Origin of the sequence: Pseudomonas sp. MWU349, assembly GCF_017947325.1 — a bacterium.
Classification (GTDB): Bacteria; Pseudomonadota; Gammaproteobacteria; order Pseudomonadales; family Pseudomonadaceae; genus Aquipseudomonas; species Aquipseudomonas protegens.
The window spans coordinates 809,644-829,273 of the sequence record NZ_JAFEVP010000001.1 but is presented as its reverse complement, the minus strand read 5'-3'; the positions used below and the strand labels follow the sequence as shown (position 1 = coordinate 829,273).

The following is a 19,630-nucleotide window of genomic DNA, read 5'->3' as shown; positions in this document are numbered from 1 at the left end:
AGGTTCAAGTGATCGGGCGCGAGGCTCGGGCGGCCTCGCCATAGAGCTCCAGCAGGGCCTCCTGGCCCAGCGGCGGGCTCAGGTGCGGGCCCTGCACCTCATCGCACTGAATGTCGCGCAGCGCGCCGATCTGCTCGGCGGTCTGCACTCCCTCGGCGACTACCCGCAAGGACAAGGCATGCCCCAGGTCGACAATCGCCTCGACAATGGAGCGCCCGGCATCATTGTGGTTGAGCCGGGCGATGAAGCTGCTGTCGATCTTCAGGCCATCCAGGGGGAAGGTCTGCAGGTACTGCAGCGCCGAGTAGCCGGTGCCGAAATCATCGATCAGCAACTGCACCCCCAGTGCCTTGAGCCCCTGCATGATGGTGAGCACATGGCGGCTGTCGTCCAGCAACACCTTGTCGGTCATTTCCAGCTCCAGGCGTGACGGCTCCAGGCCGCTCTGCTTGAGCACCGCCGCGATCCGCGCCACCAGCTGGCCGCGCAGAAACTCCGCGGGCGACAGCTTGACCGCCAGCAATCGGCCTTCCGGCCAGGCTCGCGCCGCACGACAGGCTGCGTGCAGTACCCAGTTGCTCAGCGGCAGGATCAACCCGGTGTCCTCGGCAATGGGCACGAACACCTCCGGCCCCAGCAAGCCATGCTGGGGGTGCTGCCAGCGCACCAGGGCCTCGGCGCCCATCAACTGGCCATCGAATACGCGGTAGCGCGGCTGGAAGTGCAGGAGCAACTGGTCCTGCTCGATGGCATGGCGCAGGTCACGCTCCAGGCGCCGTCGTTCGATGATCCGTACATTCATGTAAGGCGCATAGAAACGCCAGGTGCTGCGCCCCGCCGCTTTCGCCTCGTACAGGGCGATGTCGGCAAAGCGCAGCAGTTCTTCGGCCTGAGTGGCGTCGCCCGGGGCCCGGGCAATGCCGACGCTGGCGCTGATGAAAACCTCGTGCCCGGCGATATAGAACGGTTCCTCGATCCGCTCGATCAAACGCCGGCACAAGCCTTCGATCTCGTGGCCGGCCACCTGGCCGGTGACCACCAGGACAAACTCGTCGCCGCCGACCCGGGCCACCAGGTCCTCGCTGCGCAGGCACTGGGCCAGGCGCTGGGACACCTCGTGCAGCACCTGGTCGCCAGCGGCGTGCCCCAGCAGGTCGTTCACCGGTTTGAAACGGTCCAGGTCGACGCTGAGCATCAGCAGGGGTTCCTGCAGGGTCCGCGGGGCCTGCAACTGGCCTTCGAGAAACGCCTGCATGCGGGTGCGGTTGGCCAGGCCAGTCAAGGCATCGTGCTGGGACAGGTACTCGACCCGCCGTCGGGCCGCGACCTCCTCGGTGATATCGCTGGCGGTGCCGCGAAAGCCCCCGGCAGCCATGGCCCGCACCGACAGGCGACAGACTCGCGACTGCCCCTGGCCATCCCGGTACAAACACTGCTGGATCGCCCGGGAGTGCCGCTCCGGGGCCGCCAGCCACTGGCCCAGCGATCCCTGTTCGCAGCTCAGCAGCTCGGTCATCGGCCGCCCCAGGGTCGACTCCCGGGTCAACCCGGTGACCGCCTCGAAACGTTCGGACAGGTAGGTAAAGCGCAACTGCCCGTCGACCTCCCAGATCCAGTCGGACGCAGCTTCGGCCACATCGCGAAAGCGCTCCTCGCTCGCGGCCAGGGCCCAGCGGTTGGCGCGCAGCGCCTGGACCTGCCGGTCCATGACCTGCGCTGCAGCATCGGCGCGGCGCAACAGGAACGCCGCCATCAGGCCCACCAGCAGGCCGGCCAGCAACAACAAAGGCATCACCAGCACCAGCAACTGGTGCCCGGGGCGCGCCGGCCGCCATTGCAGGGTTCCGGCGCCATCGGGCAAAACCAGGGTCGGCAAGCTCGGGTCCGTGGCGGCACGGGCCACCTGCAGATGCTCGACCCCCAGGCTTTGGCCCAGGGCCAGTAACCGCGGCGGGTCGAAACGGGCAACGAAGATCAGTACCGATTGCGGCCCGGCGTCAGGGCGCACTTGCGGGTCGTTGCCCGGGCCCATGACAGCGGCGACTACCAGCGCCGGGGTGCCGGCAATGGACTGGTAACGGTCCAGCACCTTGCCGCCAGCCTGCCGCGCTGCGCTGACCAGAGGCGGCAACTGCTCGCCCAGCCAGTCCCGGGCATCCGTCTGGCTGAGCTCGCCGGCCACCAGGGCGTACAGGGTTCGGCCGGCCGGGTTGATCACGAACACCCCGTCAAAGCCCAGGTCGCGGTACAGCGAGGGGCCGAAGTTCTGCCGGTTGAAGGCCCAGTCCAGGTCGACCTTAAGGTGCAGGTGCTGGTAGGCATCGCCCCAGAGGGCATAGTCCTTGAGGGTGGTGCGGGCGTTGCCGGCAAAGGATTGCAGGGCCCTGTCGATGTCCAGGCGGTTGTGCTGCTCGGCCCCAAGGTTCTGTGGTCGAGGGCGATGTATACCAGCAACACACCGGTGAACAGAAACAGCGCCAGCAGCAGCCCCGAGCATCCCAGCAGGGTGGCGCGGGTCAGCGCCCGATTGGAGGTGCTGCGCCCTTGAGACGGATCAAGACCGAAGTTTTCCATAGTGCTCCAGGCGCCATAACGACAAACCGACCGCTGCAACCCTGCCTCACGCGGCCTTCGACGAAGCTCCCGCTTGCCTGTTGACGATAGACAGTTTTTCCCCGCAGGGCCTGAAGAAAAGCCCCTGGCGGGGCCTGTGCGGGTATTGCCCCGACGCCGGTTGCCGGCGCCGAGGCATCCTGGGGCGGCGCGTCAGCCAGCGCCGCCAGGCACCACCGGCAGTTGCTCCACCCGGTGATAGAGGGCCAGGCCCAGGCGCTGGCCGATCTCGACCATGGCATCGCAGCCCGCCGACGGCCCGCCGATGCGCAGCACCGCATCGCAGCGTTCCAGCAGGCGCTCGGCGTAGGCATGAAAGCGCTGGTTGTAGATCTCGTCGCCCACCGCCCGGGAACCCGCCAGCCGGGTCATGGGCAACGCCACCCACTCCCCCAGTACCGGAAAGTGCCCCGCCGCCAGGACCTGCGCCGCGCAGTGCTCCATGGCCTCGACATTGCGCGCCAGCAGCGCCGGGTCATCACCGGTGCCTGAGCGGTAAGGGCCGGCCACCAGCACCATCAGGCTGCGGGGCTTGAGCACATGCAGTTGCAGGTATTGCAGGAGCATGATGGTCTTGCCGTCGGCGATCTCCCCGCTCTTGATCATGCCCAGGGCCTGGTCGATATCCAGCTCCAGAACCTCGATGTCCTCGCCTTCGTGCTCCAGCCCGCCGCCTGCGTCGATCCGGTCTTCGGCCTGGTAATGGCCAATGAAGAAATGCACCCGCTCGGTTACCGAACCCGGGCTCATGAAGGCATCGAAGACCTTCTGCACCTCGCCGACCCGGCAGCCGGTTTCCTCCTGGGCTTCCTGGCGGATGCGCACCTCGGGGCTGGCGTTGTCCAGGAGCCCGGCAGCGGTCTCGATCAGGTAGCCGCTATGGCCGTTGACAAAGGCCGGCATGCGGAACTGCCGGGTCAGCAGCACCGTGCGCCGTTGCAGGTTGTACAGCAGGATGGTTGCGCCATTGCCCCGGTCGTAGACCTCGCGGTCCTGGGCCTGCCAGCTGCCGTCGCGGCGGCGCAGCTCGAAGCTGTACTTCTTCAGCACGTACCAGTTGTCGGAGAGGGTCTGTTCGGCGGTGATGCGGATGTTTTCTTCGCTCATGGCTGCTCCTGGGCTTGAAGGGGTGCGGGGCGAAACCCGGACAGTTGTTCCAGCAATTGCGCCTGGTAGGCCGGGGTCAGTGCGAACCCGCCCGCCATCTGCCGCACTTGGCCACCGGCCAAGCGGCTGCGGAACCAGTCGCGGATGAAGTCCGGGGAGTAGCCGCCGGTGCCGAAGCCCCTGGCGAAGGCGATCATGTCCTGATAGGCCTGCAGGTACGCCTCTTTGTTGGGGACCGGGTAGCGATTCTGGTACAGCCAGAACTGCAGGTCATACAGCAGGTGCGACAGTGGATCGGCATGCAAGGCGAAGTAGCGCTTCTCATGGACGATGCGCAAGGCGATCTGGCGGATCAGCGGCCCCAAATCGGGAACTGCGCTGAAATGGCCGAGCAGTTCCTCCAGCAGGGGCGAGAACGGCGCGTGGGCGACCTTGTCCAGATCATCCAGGTAATCCTGTTCCGAGGTGTCGTAGACCTCGGGCGACACCAGCCCGCGGACAAAGGCCTCGAAATCCGCCGCCAGCACTGTCACTGCGTAGTCGGCCTCCTGGTCCACATGCACCACCCGCGGCTCGCCCTCGGGGCCGCACTCGCTGTAGTCCAGGGCAACCATGTCATGGCCCGCGGAGGGGCAATCGCAGATATACACCCCCAGGTCCGGGTAGCCCCACTCCTCGATCATGAAACGGCTGCCCAGGCCACCACCCAGGGAATGGTCGCCATCGCAGCCGATGCTCAGAAAGCTGTCGATCGCGCAGTGGTCTTCCGCCCAGGAGGTGCCCTGCTCGGTGGGAAAGCAGCTGAGGTGCGGGCGCCCGCCGTTGTAGCGGTTCATGAAGGCCACGTAGGACAGCGGCAGGCGATAGCCCAGTTGCGTCTGCAGCTGGGCTATGACGGCGGGGCTGGCGGGAGGCTGGTTGATCTTGCTGCTGGTAGCCCGGTCCCAGAACACGTCCAGGTCAATATCGTGGGGAAAGTCGCTCATCCGATGCATCCGTTGCGGTTGAAGGTCGGCCTGTGCCGAGAGCTGCACAGGCTACCGCAAACGGCCCTCAGAGCCACCAGCGCAGGAGGAAAAAGAACCCCATGCTCAACAGCATGCTGAGCAGGGTGTTGCGGGTGTAGATCACCAGCGCAATGGCCACCAGGGAGCTGAGCAGGTAGGGGTTGCTCCAGTGCAGGTTCAGCTCGTGGTCGGGCATGAACACGATGGGGCCGCAGATCGCCGTGAGCATGCCCGGCACCGCAAAGCCGAGGAACTGCCGGGCATTGCTGCTCAGGCGCAACGGCAGGCGCGGTTCGAGAAACACGTAGCGATTGAGAAAGACCAACAAGCCCATGCCGAAGATGACTGCCCAGACCATCATGCTTGCCCCCGATAGAGTTTGTTGCAGACAAAACCTGCGCTCATGCCCGCCAGCCCCGACAGCACCAGCGCCGATCCCCAGTGCCAGTAGCTGAACAGCACCGAGCAGAACAGCGATACGGCAACGCAGACCACGGTGGGCACATTGCGCACCAAGGGCGTGATCAGGGCGATGAAGGTGGCGGCGATGGAGAAGTCCAGGCCCAGGTGCTCAAGGCCAGGAATGCTTTTGCCCAGCACGATGCCCAACAGGGTGAAGAGGTTCCAGGCCACATAGAAGGTCAGCCCCACGCCCAGGGCGTACCAGCGGTCGAACTGCTGCTTGTCGTGGGCGCTGGTCAGGGCGAACAGCTCGTCGGTGAGCAGAAAGCCCAGGCCCACCCGCCAGCGGCCCGGCAAGGGCGAGATCACCGAGCGCATGCTCATGCCGTAGAGCAAGTGCTGGGAGGTCAGGAGCAAGGTGGTGAGCAGGATCGAAAAGATCCCCGCGCCGCCCTTGAGCATGCCGATGGCCACCAATTGCGCGGCCCCGGCGAATACGATGCTCGACAGGCCCTGGCCCTGCAGCGGCGTGAGATTGGCCTCGATGGCCATGGAACCGGCCAGCAGCCCCCAGGGCGCGGTGGCCAGGGACAGCGGCATGATGGCAATGGCGCCACGGATAAACGCGGCACGGGGTAGGAGAACGCTGGACATAGAACCCTGCACACAAGTAACGGACGCTGACTGTGCCATCTGCCGGCGCCCCTGGCTTGAACGATCTTGCGCAATTGCCCCGCCCCGCTCCCCGTAGGAGCTGGCTTGCCAGCGAAGGCGGCTCCAAGACCTGTACAAGACGTTCGGGCCCCTTCGCCGGCAAGCCGGCTCCTACAGGAAATAGGGGGCGCAAACGACAGCGCCCCTCACGAGGGAGGGGCGCTGGCTGATGCTACGAGCGGATTACAGCTGGATCAGGTTGCTGATCTTCACGTCCGGATCGACGTCGGCTTCGTAGTCGACACCTTCGATCTCGAAACCGAACAGGCGCAGGAACTCTTGCTTGTAACCGACGAAATCGGTCATCTCGTAGAGGTTCTCGCTGGTCACCTGGTCCCACAGCTGCTTGACCCGATCCTGGACCGCCGGTTGCAGTTCCTTGTAGTCGGCGCGCAGGCGGCCTTCCTGGTCGATCACCGGCTCGCTGTTGTACAGGCTGTCCTTGTACAGGCCGTAGACCTGTTCGATGCAACCTTCGTGGCTGCCCTGCTCCTTCATCACCTTGAACAGCAGCGACAGGTACAGCGGCATGATCGGGATCGCCGAACTGGCCTGGGTCACCACGGCCTTGAGCACCGACACCCGGGCGTCGCCGCCCAGGCCAGCCAATTGCTGGCGCATGCCGATGACTTTCTGGTCCAGGTCCTTCTTGGCTTCGCCAATGGAACCGTTCCAGTAGATGTCGTGGGTCAGCTTCTCGCCCAGGTAGGTGAAGGCGGTGGTCTTGGCGCCTTCGGCCAGGACACCGGCTTCGTGCAGCGCGTCGATCCACATCTGCCAGTCTTCGCCGCCCATCACCGCCACGGTGCCGTCGATCTCTTCCTGGGTCGCCGGCTGCAGGGTGGTTTCCTTGACGATTTCCTTGTCGGTGTCGACACCGCGCAGGGTCACGGACTTGCCCAGTGGCTTGAGGGTCGAGCTCAGCACTTCACCGGTCTTGGGGTGAGTGCGGCGCGGTGCCGCCAGGCTGTAGACCACCAGGTCGATCTTGCCCAGGTCGCGCTTGATGGTCTCGATGGTCTCGGCCTTGACCGCATCGGAGAAGGCATCGCCGTTGATGCTCTTGGCGTACAGGCCCTTTTCTTCGGCGAACTTGTGGAACGCCGCGGTGTTGTACCAGCCGGCGGTGCCCAGCTTGCCGTCGACGCTGCCGCGCTCGAAGAACACCCCGAGGGTGTTGGCGCCACAGCCGAACGCTGCGGTGATCCGCGCTGCCAGGCCGTAGCCGGTGGAAGCGCCGAGTACCAGTACGTTCTTCGGCCCTGCGTCGATGGCGCCCTGCTGGGTGACGTAATCGATCTGTTGCTTGACGTTGGCTTCGCAACCCACCGGGTGGGTCGTCACACAGATAAAGCCGCGAACGCGGGGTTTGATGACCATTCACAATCTCCCAATTTCAATGTGCCAGGCGCCGATGACGGCGGCGGCAGTGTCACTTGCACTAGTCGTAGACGCTCATATTCGCTTCGCGTCACCAACCTGAGGAATTTGCCCGTCAGCCCCCGGTTCCAGGGGGCATGACGGTGGTGTTGCGCGCCCGCCAAGCGTGATTGCGCACAGCCCGGGGCGAGACTCTAGCAGGTGCGCCGATGCTGTCGCCTGTCCGTCTGGCGAAATCTCTTGCGCGCCCTGCCCCTGGCCGCTCGCCGCACCGGCTCAGGGCATCATGTCCAGCGGCAGCTGTTCGCCGTTGCTGCGCGCTTCGTACCAGCTCTGCACCACATCCGGCAGGCTGTGCTTCCATTCAGGCTCGGTGGTGTAGTAACGCACCCGCACTTCATCCTTGGGCCCTGCCACCACCAGCAGCGCAACCCACAACTGGCCCTGGGTACCGCGCACGAAAATCGCCGCATTGGTGGTGGCCAGGCCCGGCAGCCACATATCGGTGACCTCGGCGCCCTTGAGTTCGGCCGAGGTGTCCGTGGAGAACGACGAGCCACTGTCGAGCAGGGTCTGGTAGTCCTTCTTCAATAGCTTGCGGGCGCGCCGGTCTTCCTCCTCGGTGCGCACCAGTGCCGTGGACAGCAGGTCGTAATGGCTCTCCAGGGCTTGCTTGGAGGCCACATAGAGCCCGTCGTAATACACCCCTGAACCGGCGCCGCAGGCAAAGGAGTCGCCCTCCTGGCTCACCTGCAACAGGCCGTTGCGCTGCGTGAAATGCAGGTTGCAGCCCTCGACGCTGTAGCTGGCCTCACCGCCCTTGATCTGCGCCTTGCCCGCGAGCGAGCCGGAGTTGGCGCCGCCCATGGCCGACAGATCGAAGCTCAGGCGATCCTCGCCAGTGCGCCGGATGACCAGATCACCGGCGTAGAACGGACTGACCGAGACCCGCTGCCAGGTTCCCTGCCACTCGAACGGCATATTCACATAACGCAACGCGACCAGGCGGCTCAGGTATTGGCTGCGCAGGCAGCCCAGGTCGGCTGCGCACTGATCGCGCGCCTTGAGCCATTCACGCTGGTCCAGGCGCAGCGCCTTGGGGTCCTTGGCATCGGCCAGGGCCGCCTTCCAGGCCTTGCCCAACTGGCTGTCCAGCGAGGCGGTATAAGGGTCGGCACACAGGGTCTTTTCACTGGTGCTGGCGGCCTTGGCGCAGTCGAAACTGCTGGCCTGAACGCCCTGGGAACAGGCCAGGACCGCAAACAGCAAGCCTGCGGCTCGCAAGGGACGAACAAGGGGAGCGAACATGGGTCGATTCCATTCTGAAAAGGCGGCGCAAGAATAACTGCAGTGGAGTGTTTTCAGCGATATCCCGACGAAAACCGAACCGGCAGCTTTTATCGCGACAGGCGGCAACCAGTCGTACTAAGCTCTGCGTTTTTAAACTCCAAGGGCACTGCATGAAATGGATGCTGCAGGCACTGTTGTCGCTGTTGAGCCTCACCGCTCAAGCCGGCGAATTGCGCATGCTGACCGACAACCACCCGCCGCTGCACTTTCAACAGGGCCAGCGCATGACGGGCTTCGCGGTGGATGTGGTGCAAGCCCTGGCGCAACGCACCGGCGATCCGGTGCAGGTGCAGCAACGCCCGATGCTGCGCGCCCTGCGCGATGCCAGCGAGGACGCCGACACCGCAGTGTTCACCATTTTGCGCACCCAGGAACGTGAATCCCACTACCAGTGGGTAGGCCCGCTGATGCGCACCGAAACCGCCCTCTATACCCGCACTGGCGACAGCACGCCGGTCACCGACCTGCACCAGACCCGGGGCCAGATTGCCGTGCCGCGCAAATGGCTGGTCTACAGCTACCTCAAGCAGCAGGGGCTGGATAACCTGTGGGGTGTCGACAGCCCGGAAATCATGATGCGCCTGCTGCAGGTCGGCCGCGTGCAATACGTGGTGGCCGACACCATGAGCATCGGCACCTTCGCCGCCGAAGAAGGCTTGGCCCTCGACCAATTGCGCTACCAGATGCCACTGATGCACCAGGACGCCTACATCGCCTTTTCGCCCAAGGTCGATGCCCGGCAAGTGGCCCGCTGGCAGCGGGCCCTGGACGACATGAAACACGACGGCAGCCTGCAGCAGCTCAAGCAGCGCTGGCATATCGACCTGGCCACGCCACAGGTAGATTGATTCCATGACCAGCCTTGCCCCCGGGAGCCCCCTACCCCATCAACTGGCGCTCAATCGCCCGCAATGCGCAGGCCAGGCCTGCCTCGACTTCGTCGTGGCCAGGCCCATTGAACGCAAGGCCGATGTGGCTCTCTTACAGGCCAACCCTCTGCCGGAGAATTGGAAAGAGCAGCACAACGGCGGCCACGCCCCCTGCCACTACGCAGCGCACCACCACCTGAACTGGCCAGGCGAAGCCTGTTTTTCCGTGCTCTATAAAGGCCAGATGCCCTGGGCCTTCAACCGCGAATCGGCCCTGGCCCTGCATGATTACCTGGGTTCCGCAGAGCGCAATCCCGGTGGCTCCCCCTGGCGCAGCTTCCTGCGGCACATCCCGGGGCCGTTCAAGAGCCGCAAGGCACGCCAGCCGCTGACCCGCTTGATCAAGCGCTCGTTGACCCCGGGCTGAGGCCCCTGACCTGGAGTTCCCCTATGCCGACCTTTACCCCTGCCCGCCCCTTGTATCGCCTCAGTTGCACCGGCTGCGGCTGGGACCTGGCAATACTCGGCCAAAACGATGCCACGGTGCGCAAATGCCCCTGGTGCGGCTGCAATGAATTCAGCGAGCAGCAGCCGAACCGCAGCGGCGCCGGGCAGATCCTGGAGTGCAGGCACCATGGCCCGGTGGTGGTACAGGTGCTGGACGCCAACATCGACAGCCAGGACTTTCTCGACAATCTGTATTGCCCCTTCTGCCCCTGACTGATGGCCATGTTTTCCTGACTTGCACACGGCACTAAATCTCGTCCGCGGCGGCTACTTTCGCTACTATGGCCTGCCGATTCCTGCCTTTGCCGACCCGCCAGACCGGAGCTTCAATGCCTACCCCCAAGGACCTTGCCAGTGACAGCGGCGCACCGATGATTCCCGAGCAGCGCCGCGAGCAGATCCTGCGCCAGCTGCGCAAGCATCAGGTGCTCAGCGTGCATCAGTTGATGGAGATGTTCGACTGCTCGCACATGACCGTGCGCCGGGATATCGCCTTGCTGGAACAGGAAGGCCGCGCCCATTCGGTGACCGGCGGGGTGCGCATCGCCAGCCAGTTGCACAGCGAGCCCAGCCACCAGTCCAAGGCCGTGGTGGAACTGCCGCAGAAGCAGGCCATGGCCAAGCTGGCGGCGGGCCTGTTGCATGCGGACATGACGGTGTACCTGGACGCCGGCACCAGCACCCTGGAGATCGTGCCCTACATCAAGGCGCTGTCGGGAATGACCGTGGTCACCAACGATTTCGGCGTGGCCCAGGCGTTGATGGATGCGCCCCAGGTCACGGTGATCCACACCGGCGGGCAATTGGACCACTCCAACCACTCCTGTGTCGGTGGGCTGGCGGTGGCCACCCTGCGCCAGGTGGTGACCGATGTGGCCTTTATCTCCACCAGTTCCTGGGACCTGCGCCGGGGCATCACCACGCCCTCGGCGCTGAAGGTCGAGGTCAAGCAGGTGGCGATGCAGTCGGCGACCCAGGTGGTGCTGGTGGCCAGCAGCTCCAAGTACGGCACCTTCAGCATGTACAAGATCGCCGGGCTGGAACAGTTCGACATCATCATCAGCGACGCCGCACTGGCCCCTGCAGCGGCGGACGGGATCCGCAAGCACGGTGTGGAACTGCTGCTGCCGGCGCAAGCCTGAGCCAGCGATAGCCCCCTGTGGCGAGGGAGCTTGCTCCCTCGCCACCCAGAGCGCGCAGTGGCCGCTAGCGGTTTTTCTCGGTGTCGGCCATGAACTGCCCCAGCTCGCGGGCGTAGAACCGGGCCATGCCAGTGGTGCCATGCCCGCGGGTTTCGGCGCTGGCGGGAATCAGCAGCAGGCGGGCATTTTTCACCTGTTTGAGCGCCGCTTGCAGGGTGCCGGTTTCCGGCGGATTGCGCTCGTCGTCCGCGGCGTTGATCACCAGCACCGGCGCCTGGATCTTGCCCAACCCCGGCACGGCGTTGTAGTCCGCCGAGGACTGCCACTGATAGATGAAATCATTGGCATCGGCGCCCTGGCTGGCCTTGAGGCGCTCCTGCACCAGCTGGTCAGCCTGGACCCGGGTCGGCGCCAGGGCCTGATAGGCCAGGGTGCCGCCGCTGGTGCCGGTGGCGAACAGCGCGTTGGCCAGGCGCAGCGACGGCGGCTGTTGCCGGTAGTTGCCCTGCTCCCAGGCCGGGTCTTGCTTGATCGACTCCACCAGCAGGCGGCGCATCATCCAGTTGCGCGAGGACATTTCCCCGGGCTGGGCAGCCATGGACACCAGGGCGTCCATCATCTGCGGCCACTTCTGGCCCCAGATCCAGGCCTGCATGCCGCCCATGGAATTGCCGATGATCAGCCGCAGGTGCTTGACCCCCAAGCCTTCGGTGACCAGCCGGTACTGGGCCTGGACCATGTCCTCGTAGTTGTACTGGGGAAAGCGCGCACGCAGGCCATCGGACGGCTTGCTCGACTGGCCGACGCCAATGCCGTCGGTGGCGATGATGTAGTACTTGCTGGCATCCAGGGGTTGCCCGGGGCCGAACAGTTCACCGCCAAAATCCTTGCTCAACAGGTCGCTGGCCGGCCGGTAGGTGCCATGCAGATAGAGGATCGCCGGGTGCTTGGGGTCCCCCAGGGTGATGTAGTGCAGCTTCAGGTTGGCCAACTGCTCACCGTTGTGGAAGGTGAATTTCGGGGCCACCCAATCCCCCTCGGTGGCCGGCGGCAAGCTCGCGGCCGCGGCCAGGGACATACCACCCAGGGACAAAATCAGGCCGAGCGCGGCCCGGCAGACAAAACGCTGCATGGGAAAACTCCTGTGTTTATCGCTACGTATCATCGCGAGCCGTTCGCGGCCTTCGCACCCTCTGTAGCCGCTGCCGCAGGCTGCGCAAGGCACCGCAGGGGCCTCGACGGCCGGGGAGTCGCTGCGAGCCTGCGGCTCGTTCGCAGCCTTGGGCAGCGGCTACCTAAAGCGCTGCGCGAAGGCCCGCAGGGCCTTGCGCGACGCTCTCCAGATACCTTTTCTTTCGTAACCTGAAGTGGCGGCTACACCGCTGGGCCTTAGCGCGCCTGCCAGTCCCGCAGCCACTGCAGGCCAGCGGAGGTGTTGCCGCGCGGGCGGTATTCACAACCAACCCAGCCGTCGTAGCCAAGGTCGTCCATCAGCTGGAACAGGTAGGGATAGTTCAGTTCGCCCAGGTCCGGCTCGTGACGATCCGGCACCCCGGCGATCTGGATGTGGCCGATACCGGCCAGGTCGCGGCGCAGCTTCAGCGCCAGGTCGCCTTCGACGATCTGGCAGTGGTAGCAGTCGAACTGCACCTTGAGGTTGGCCGCGCCGACTTCCTTGCAGATGGCCTGGGCCTGGTCCTGGCGGTTGAGGAAGAACCCTGGCATGTCCCGGGTGTTGATCGGCTCCAGCAGCACCGTGACCCCGACCTTGGCCGCCTGGGCCGTGGCGTGGGCCAGGTTCTCCAGATAGACGCCGTGGTGCCGCGGGCGATCGTTCTCGGACGGCAGCAGGCCGGCCATCACATGAACCCGCGAGTTGCCCAGCACCGCGGCGTATTCCAGGGCCTTGTCGAAGCCCTGGCGGAACTCCTGCTCACGCCCGGGCAGGGAAACGATGCCCCGCTCCCCCGCCGCCCAGTCGCCGGGCGGGGCGTTGAACAAGGCCTGTTGCAGGCCGTGATCGTCCAGGCGCTGTTTCAGCGCCTGGGGGCTGTAGTCGTAGGGAAACAGATACTCCACGGCCGTGAAGCCGTCGGCCGCCGCGGCGGCGAAACGTTCGAGAAAGTCATGTTCCGGGTAGAGCATGCTGAGGTTGGCAGCAAAACGAGGCATGGGAACTCCTGGGACAAAGGGTCAGACAAATGGCCAGATCAGCAGGGTAATACAGAACCCCAAGGTGCCGAGCAAGGTGGTGATCAGGGTCCAGGTACGCAGGCCGTCCGCGACGTTGAGGCCGGCCAGCTTGGTGAAGATCCAGTACCCGGCATCGTTGATATGGGACATGGCCAACCCGCCACCGCCCATGGCCAGGCACAGCAGGGCCATGTGGTTGGGGCTCAGGTCGAGGGTGGCGATCAGCGGCGCGATGATCCCGGCGGTGGTCACCAGGGCCACGGTGGTGGAGCCCTGCACCGCACGCAGCAGCATGGTCAGCAGAAAACCCAGGGCCAGCACCGGCAGGCCGGTGGTGCGCAGCAGGTCGGAGACCACCGCGCCGATGCCGGTATCCACCAGCACCTTGCCGAACACCCCGCCGGCCCCAGCGATCAGGATCACCATGGCCACCCCGGGCAGCGCCGAGCCGATCACGTCGGACACCTGGCTGCGGCTCCAGCCGCGGCGCGAGCCCAGCAGCCAGGCACAGAGCAAGGTGTCCAGCAGCAGCGCCACCAGCGGCGCGCCCAGTACGGTCAGCACCCCACGCAGGGTGGATTCCAGGGGCAACAAGGAGGTGGCCAGGGTGCCCAGCAGGATCAATACGATGGGCAACAGGATCAGGCTGACGATCAGGCCGAACCCCGGTGGTGGCGCCGGCGGCAGCTTCGCCGCCAGGCTGCCGGTGGATTCTTCCAGACCCATGTGCGCCACAGCGGCCACCGCCTGGGGGCTGGCAGGCTGCTCGGAGCCGTTGTTCCAGGCGGCGAGGTCTTCATTGGTGACGTGCGGGCCGTAGACTTCGGCGCGGATGTCATCGGTCATTGGGTAGTTGCGCCGGGTCATGCGCCCCGCCACGCGGTAGCCCACGTAGCACAGCAGCGCGGTCAGTGGCAGGCCGAACATCAGCACCCGGCCCAGGTCCGCGCCCAGTTGGCTGGCCGCGGCCACCGCTCCAGGGTGCGGGGGCAAGAAGGCGTGCACGGTGAGCAGCGCGGCGCACATCGGCAAGGCGAACACCAGTAGCGGCTTGCGCGCACTGGGGGCCACGCCATAGGCCAGGGGCATGAGGATGATCACCCCGACCTCGAAGAACACCGGCACGCCGATGATGAATCCGGCCATGGTCAGTGCCAGGGGCGTGCGCCGGTTGCCGAAGCGCTCGATCAGGGTCTTGGCCAGGGCCTCGGCGCCGCCGGAAAGCTCGATGATGCGGCCGATCATCGCGCCCAGGGCGATGATGATGGCGATGTGGCCGAGGGTCTTGCCCATGCCGCCCTCGATGGTGGCCACCAGCTCCGCCGGTTTCACCCCGGCCACCAGCGCCACCAGGATGCTTACCAGCATCAGCGCGACAAAGGGCTGGAACTTGTACTTGAGCACCAGGAACAGCAACAGGGCGATACCGGCCCCGGCGGTGATCATCAGAATCAGCGGGCTCATTGCACACGCCCTCCACCCAGTGGCTGGCAGGGGGTGCTGGTAGTGCGGGAACCCGTAAAGCCAATGCAGTCATTCATCTCGGGAAATCCTGTTGTTATTGTTTTTCAACGGCAAGCCGCTCCCCGCGAAAGCCTCATGAAGGCTTCCGTGGGCTGGCGTGCATGAAATGTTGGCAGTGTCGCGGGCTTACCAGGTGGCGCCGAAAGCGTCCCGCAGCTCATCCAGGGCGGCCTGACCCAGAGGTGCCGGGCGCGGCTGGCTCATCAGCCACAGGCGCGCGGTTTCCTCCAGCTCCTCCAGGGCGTAGCTGGCCTTGGACACACTGCTTTCCCAGACCACCGGGCCCAGGCGTTCGAGCATCACCCCGCGCACCTGGTTGGCCAGTTGCGCCACCTGCTCGGCGACCTTGGGCGAACCCGGGCGCTGGTAGCCGATCAGCGGGATGTGCCCGACCTTCATCACCTGGTACGGGGTCAATGGCGGCAGGATGTCGTCCTCGCGCCAGACCCCGGCCAGGGTCAAGGCCACCAGGTGGGTGGAATGGGTATGCACCACCCCGCCCACCCCCGGATTGCGGTCATACACCTGGCGATGCAAGGCCAGGGTCTTGGACGGTTTGTCGCCGCTGACCCACTCCCCCGCCAGGTTGACCTTGGCGATGGCGGCAGGGTCGAGCCGGCCCAGGCAGATATCGGTGGGGGTGATCAGCCAGCCATCGTCGAGCCGCGCACTGATGTTGCCGGCGCTGCCCACGGTGTAGCCGCGCTGATAGAGGCTGCGGCCGACATCGCAGATTTCTTCGCGCAGAGCGTTTTCCCGGCTCATGCCTGACCTCCCGCCAATTGGCCCAGGGCCTTGCTGAAAAAGTCGCGACCACCGAAGTTGCCGGACTTCAGCGCCAGGGCCAGGGGCTCGCCGCCACTGCTGACGGTGGCCGGGACCCCGGGATCGATCTGCGCGCCGATCTGCAGCAGGCGCACGTCCAGAGCCTTGACCACGGCGCCGGAGGTTTCCCCGCCAGCCACCACAAAGCGCCGCACGCCGCTGTCGCGCAGGCCCCGGGCGATCTCGCCCAGGGCATTCTCCACCAGCGCTCCGGCACGTTCGGCGCCGAGCTGACGCTGCACCGCCTTGACCTCTTCCGGCGTGCTGGTGGCGTAGATCAGCACCGTGCCCTGTTGCTCCCGGGCAAAGGCCAGGGCCTGTTCCACCACCGCCTCGCCGGCCGCCAGGGCCAGCGGGTCGATGCGCCAGGCCGGGCGCTCGGCTTCCAGCCAGGCATCGACCTGGGCATTGGTGGCCAGGGAGGCACTGCCGGCCAGCACCACTTCGCCACCGGCCACCTTGGGCAGGCTTGCAGCGTCGAGGTCACGCAGCTTGCCGGCGCGGCGGAAGTTTTCCGGCAGGCCCAGGGCCAGCCCGGAGCCACCCGTGAGCAGCGGCAGGTCGGCGCAGGCAGCGCCGAGGGTATAGAGGTCGGCATCGGACAGCGCATCGGCAATCGCCAGGGCCACACCCTGCCCGCGCAGTTCGGCGATCCTGCTGCGCACCGCCTCCACCCCCTGGGCGATGCTGTCGTAGCGCAGCAGGCCTACCGGCAGCCGGGTCTGGGATTGGAGGACCCGCACCAGGTTGGCATCGGTCATCGGCGTCAGCGGGTGATGCTGCATGCCCGATTCGTTGAGCAACTGGTCCTGGACGAACAGATGGCCACGGAAAATGGTCCGGCCATTCTCAGGGAACGCCGGGCAGGCCAGGGTGAAATCGCTGCCCAGGGCCTCGAGCAAGGCCTCGCTGACCTGACCGATATTGCCCGCCGCGGTGGAATCGAAGGTCGAGCAGTATTTGAAGAAGATCTGCTCGCAGCCCTGATCCCGCAGCCATTGCAGGGCGGCCAGGGATTCGGCCACCGCTTCGCTGGCCGCAGTGGTACGCGACTTCAGCGCGATCACCACGGCGTCGGCGTCCAGCCCGGCAGCCACTTCGGCGCTGGGAATGCCGATGCTCTGCACAGTGCGCATGCCACCGCGAACCAGCATGTTGGCCAGGTCCGTGGCCCCGGTGAAATCGTCGGCGATGCAGCCCAGCAACGGGCGTGGATTGGAAATCGTCATCACGGGTTCCTCACTCGGCATCGGGCTTGGCCACGGGCAGGTCGATGCCCGGGAAGATCTTGATCACCGCCGAGTCGTCCTCGCGGCCAAAACCGGCGCTGGAGGCCTGCATGAACATCTGGTGCGCGGTGGCCGACAGCGGCAGCGGGAATTTGCTGGCCCGGGCAGTATCCAGCACCAGCCCCAGGTCCTTGACGAAGATGTCCACCGCGGACAGCGGTGTGTAGTCGGCCTTGAGGATATGCGGAACGCGGTTCTCGAACATCCAGGAGTTGCCCGCGCTGTGGGTGATCACCTCGTACAGGGCATCGGCGTCCACCCCTTCGCGCAGCCCCAGGGCCATGGCTTCGGCGGATGCCGCGATATGCACCCCGGCCAGCAACTGGTTGATGATCTTGACCTTGGAGCCCAGGCCATGGGCATCCCCCAGGCGATAGACCTTGCCGGCCATGCCCCCCAGAATCGCCTCGGCCCTGGCGTAAGCGGTGGCCGGGCCGGAAGTCATCATGGTCATCTCGCCGGCGGCAGCCTTGGCCGCGCCACCGGAAATCGGCGCGTCCAGGTACAAAAGGCCCAGGGCTTCCAGGCGCTGGCCCAGCTCCACGGCGTAGGTCGGAGCCACGGTGGCGCAGCCGATCACCAGGCTGCCGGGACGCAGTGCCGCTGCCGCCCCGCCCTCACCGAACAGCACACTTTCGGTCTGCTCGGCGTTGACCACCACGGTGACAATCACATCGCATTCGCCGGCCAGTTGCGCGGCCGAAGCGCAGGCCACGCCGCCCTCGCTGGCGAACTGCGCGGTGACTTCGCTGCGCACGTCACAGGCATGCACCTTGAAACCGCTGCGCAGCAACGACCGGGCGATGCCCAGGCCCATGGCGCCAAGACCGATGACACCGACATTGTTGTTATTCATGGGGGACTCCAGAAATAGACCAGGACCGTGCCACGCCAGACAGGCGCCGGGCAAGAACCGGGCAGGACAGGGAAATCCGGATTGCAGGTCCGGCAAATGCAGCACAGGCAGCAACAGGCGCAGCGCCAGACGGCAAGCCCGGAAGGTGCATGGCACCGTGGGCAGGTGCCGAGAGAGGCAGGAGCGAATCGATCATCATGGCCATCCTGTTGCTGTTGTTATCAGGTTGAGCTTTGGCTGTGAACGATCATCCACCAATGAACGGATTATGTGAAGAAGTTTTTCAATCTAACATTTTTTAACATCACCTTGAGCGCCTGTCCCCGGCCAGCCACTGGTCGGAAGCCGACGGCCGGTGCCCCGTGGGCTGCTACAACCCTTCACAGCCCTGATCTGGATCAGCATGGCCCGGGGTGACCTGGCCGAGGCTGAATGAACGAGGGCTGCTGACTGGCGGTAGCACCCTTCATCGCAACCCCGTTGACGCTCCCCCTGGCACAGAGCTCAATGGCCTGTCTGGTTATGCTTGGATAAGGATGATTCAACATGGCAAAGATTGAGGTTTTATCAGGTGATTTCCTGCAAGGCGCCGGCGAGTACCGGCACGGCACCTTCAGGCTCAAGACGGTATTCAACAGCAACGGCGTCGAGGTCAAGGCATCGGCCTTCAAGACACTGGAGATCGCCAGCGAAAGCCCGATCACCAATAAGGACGCCCTGGGCTACGGCATTGCCGGCGCCATGCTGCTGGGCCCGGTGGGCGCCCTGGCCGGGTACCTGATGGCGGGTACGGAAAACGAAGTGACCTTCATCGGCACCCTCAAGGATGGCCGGCAGTTGATGGCGGCCACCGATAGCGCGACCTACAAGGATATCTCCCAGCACTTGCTGCACTGATAATCCCCGTCGCTATATTCAGTGCCCATGACATCCCCATCGGTCATGGGCACTTTCTTTATATAAAACTTATATATCCGCCTCTCGTACCAGCTAATTCCCACCCTTAGCTGAACCTCACCTGAAACTTCGTAACTGTTCAATGATTCAGGGCAATTTAGCCTTGACTCCAGCACCCCTCCTGAGTAAATTGCGCGGGCCGGTAATTACGGCCCTTTGTTTAACTCACTAAAGAAGCCAATGGACACAGTATCTAGACGCTGTCTGGTCACTGCCGCTGCGCAGAGCCAGGCACTTAACCCTGAAAATGACGGGACTCGACTCCGCGGTCGGGTAAGCTGCGCTAGGGCTTGACGCTCCAACGTAACTTGCCTCCCCGGAACCAGTCCGGTCGCGAGGCAAATGTTATGCACTTCACTTCCTCTGTAATGCCAGGCGTTCGCGCCTTCGCCGCCACCATGCGGGTCAAGCTGTGCCGTGAGCCCAAGGTTCTGGCGCGCTCGCCGTTTTCTCGTGCCGCCCCCACCCCCTCGACCGCCCTGCGAGCCAATTGGCGCGTCTGCCCGATGACCGGGCAGTTGCAGCAACGCTGGAGCTTCGACGATAGCCAGGACCCGCAGAGTCGGGGCGCTGCCCTTCTCCTGCAACAGGCCGGACTGATCTTTGGCCTGTACCTCGGGGCGCGCAGCTCAGCCTGAACCAGCGGTAACTTTCCGTTGTTTGCAAACGAACTTTCAAAGTTTAAGTTCGGCGGCGCGCTATTGCCTGTCAGTTAATAAAGTTACTGGAGAAAGTTATGGAAGAGGCCAGTAGTAGGTTCGCTGCCCATACAACTTCATTGTTTGGGCAGCGAACGTTAAAACCTGAAAAACGCCAAGATCAAAATCGATCGCTAACCTGCGGCTCGACATGTTTTCGCTCGCCTTTAATTAGTTGAGTGTTGCTGTGTCGTGCC

The 19,630-nt window shown here is 64.9% G+C and carries 19 protein-coding genes; 6 read left to right on the top strand and 13 right to left on the bottom strand.

Annotated elements, in window-relative coordinates; genetic code table 11:
• Positions 1–4: 4 nt before the first annotated feature.
• The 7 genes from KCG88_RS03670 to KCG88_RS03640 all read right to left on the bottom strand — a co-directional run bounded on the left by KCG88_RS03670 (position 5) and on the right by KCG88_RS03640 (position 8,531).
• On the bottom strand, positions 5–2,497 hold the full coding sequence (locus KCG88_RS03670) for an EAL domain-containing protein (RefSeq protein ID WP_246882547.1): 2,493 nt from the start codon (positions 2,495–2,497) through the stop codon (positions 5–7).
• Positions 2,498–2,766: 269 nt separating this feature from the next.
• Complete coding sequence (gene nudK, locus KCG88_RS03665; protein ID WP_047287053.1) at positions 2,767–3,720, bottom strand: GDP-mannose pyrophosphatase NudK; 954 nt, start codon at positions 3,718–3,720, stop codon at positions 2,767–2,769.
• Positions 3,717–4,706 carry an SMI1/KNR4 family protein gene (locus KCG88_RS03660; protein WP_047287055.1) on the bottom strand — a complete coding sequence of 330 codons (990 nt, stop codon included), beginning with the start codon at positions 4,704–4,706 and terminating at the stop codon, positions 3,717–3,719. Before KCG88_RS03660 ends, nudK begins: the two co-directional genes overlap by 4 nt.
• Before the next feature lie 67 nt (positions 4,707–4,773).
• Positions 4,774–5,085 (bottom strand): AzlD domain-containing protein, encoded by a 312-nt coding sequence (locus tag KCG88_RS03655; protein ID WP_199521978.1) that lies wholly within the window; start codon positions 5,083–5,085, stop codon positions 4,774–4,776.
• A complete protein-coding gene (locus tag KCG88_RS03650) occupies positions 5,085–5,783 on the bottom strand; it encodes an AzlC family ABC transporter permease (protein WP_047287059.1) in 699 nt (232 codons plus the stop codon). Before KCG88_RS03650 ends, KCG88_RS03655 begins: the two co-directional genes overlap by 1 nt.
• A gap of 243 nt (positions 5,784–6,026) precedes the next feature.
• The gene (fabV, locus tag KCG88_RS03645) at positions 6,027–7,223 is read right to left on the bottom strand and encodes an enoyl-ACP reductase FabV (RefSeq protein WP_011061617.1); all 1,197 of its coding nucleotides are present in this window, start codon (positions 7,221–7,223) and stop codon (positions 6,027–6,029) included.
• Between the two features lie 276 nt (positions 7,224–7,499).
• Positions 7,500–8,531, bottom strand: a complete 1,032-nt coding sequence (locus KCG88_RS03640; RefSeq protein ID WP_210711773.1) for a lysozyme inhibitor LprI family protein — start codon at positions 8,529–8,531, stop codon at positions 7,500–7,502.
• Positions 8,532–8,683: 152 nt separating this feature from the next.
• On the opposite strand from KCG88_RS03640, the gene KCG88_RS03635 reads away from it, so the two are divergent.
• The 4 genes from KCG88_RS03635 (at position 8,684) to KCG88_RS03620 (ending at position 11,091) form a co-directional block, all read left to right on the top strand.
• The gene (locus tag KCG88_RS03635; RefSeq protein ID WP_210711772.1) at positions 8,684–9,421 is read left to right on the top strand and encodes a transporter substrate-binding domain-containing protein; all 738 of its coding nucleotides are present in this window, start codon (positions 8,684–8,686) and stop codon (positions 9,419–9,421) included.
• Positions 9,422–9,425: 4 nt separating this feature from the next.
• On the top strand, positions 9,426–9,869 hold the full coding sequence (locus tag KCG88_RS03630) for a hypothetical protein (protein WP_210711771.1): 444 nt from the start codon (positions 9,426–9,428) through the stop codon (positions 9,867–9,869).
• Between the two features lie 23 nt (positions 9,870–9,892).
• Entirely contained in the window at positions 9,893–10,162 is a 270-nt protein-coding gene (locus KCG88_RS03625) for a hypothetical protein (protein ID WP_047287068.1), read from the top strand.
• A gap of 116 nt (positions 10,163–10,278) precedes the next feature.
• Positions 10,279–11,091, top strand: a complete 813-nt coding sequence (locus KCG88_RS03620; protein WP_047287070.1) for a DeoR/GlpR family DNA-binding transcription regulator — start codon at positions 10,279–10,281, stop codon at positions 11,089–11,091.
• A gap of 64 nt (positions 11,092–11,155) precedes the next feature.
• Here the strand turns inward: KCG88_RS03620 and KCG88_RS03615 are convergent, their stop codons facing one another.
• The 6 genes from KCG88_RS03615 to ltnD all read right to left on the bottom strand — a co-directional run bounded on the left by KCG88_RS03615 (position 11,156) and on the right by ltnD (position 17,790).
• Positions 11,156–12,223: an alpha/beta fold hydrolase gene (locus tag KCG88_RS03615; RefSeq protein ID WP_210711770.1), complete on the bottom strand. Its 1,068-nt coding sequence runs from the start codon at positions 12,221–12,223 to the stop codon at positions 11,156–11,158.
• A gap of 257 nt (positions 12,224–12,480) precedes the next feature.
• Positions 12,481–13,263 (bottom strand): 2-oxo-tetronate isomerase, encoded by a 783-nt coding sequence (gene otnI / locus KCG88_RS03610; protein ID WP_210711769.1) that lies wholly within the window; start codon positions 13,261–13,263, stop codon positions 12,481–12,483.
• A gap of 21 nt (positions 13,264–13,284) precedes the next feature.
• The gene (locus KCG88_RS03605; protein ID WP_210711768.1) at positions 13,285–14,748 is read right to left on the bottom strand and encodes an SLC13 family permease; all 1,464 of its coding nucleotides are present in this window, start codon (positions 14,746–14,748) and stop codon (positions 13,285–13,287) included.
• A gap of 186 nt (positions 14,749–14,934) precedes the next feature.
• Positions 14,935–15,573: an aldolase gene (locus tag KCG88_RS03600; protein ID WP_210711767.1), complete on the bottom strand. Its 639-nt coding sequence runs from the start codon at positions 15,571–15,573 to the stop codon at positions 14,935–14,937.
• Complete coding sequence (gene otnK, locus KCG88_RS03595; RefSeq protein ID WP_047287084.1) at positions 15,570–16,862, bottom strand: 3-oxo-tetronate kinase; 1,293 nt, start codon at positions 16,860–16,862, stop codon at positions 15,570–15,572. The genes KCG88_RS03600 and otnK overlap by 4 nt, the downstream gene beginning before the upstream one ends.
• A 10-nt stretch (positions 16,863–16,872) precedes the next feature.
• Positions 16,873–17,790, bottom strand: coding sequence for an L-threonate dehydrogenase (gene ltnD / locus KCG88_RS03590; protein ID WP_263860732.1), 918 nt, complete (start codon positions 17,788–17,790; stop codon positions 16,873–16,875).
• Positions 17,791–18,324: 534 nt separating this feature from the next.
• Between ltnD and KCG88_RS03585 the strand changes: the two genes are divergently transcribed.
• Both KCG88_RS03585 and KCG88_RS03580 read left to right on the top strand, forming a co-directional pair.
• A complete protein-coding gene (locus KCG88_RS03585; protein ID WP_011061629.1) occupies positions 18,325–18,675 on the top strand; it encodes a hypothetical protein in 351 nt (116 codons plus the stop codon).
• A 407-nt stretch (positions 18,676–19,082) separates the two neighbouring features.
• Entirely contained in the window at positions 19,083–19,373 is a 291-nt protein-coding gene (locus KCG88_RS03580; RefSeq protein ID WP_011061630.1) for a hypothetical protein, read from the top strand.
• Positions 19,374–19,630 lie beyond the last annotated feature (257 nt).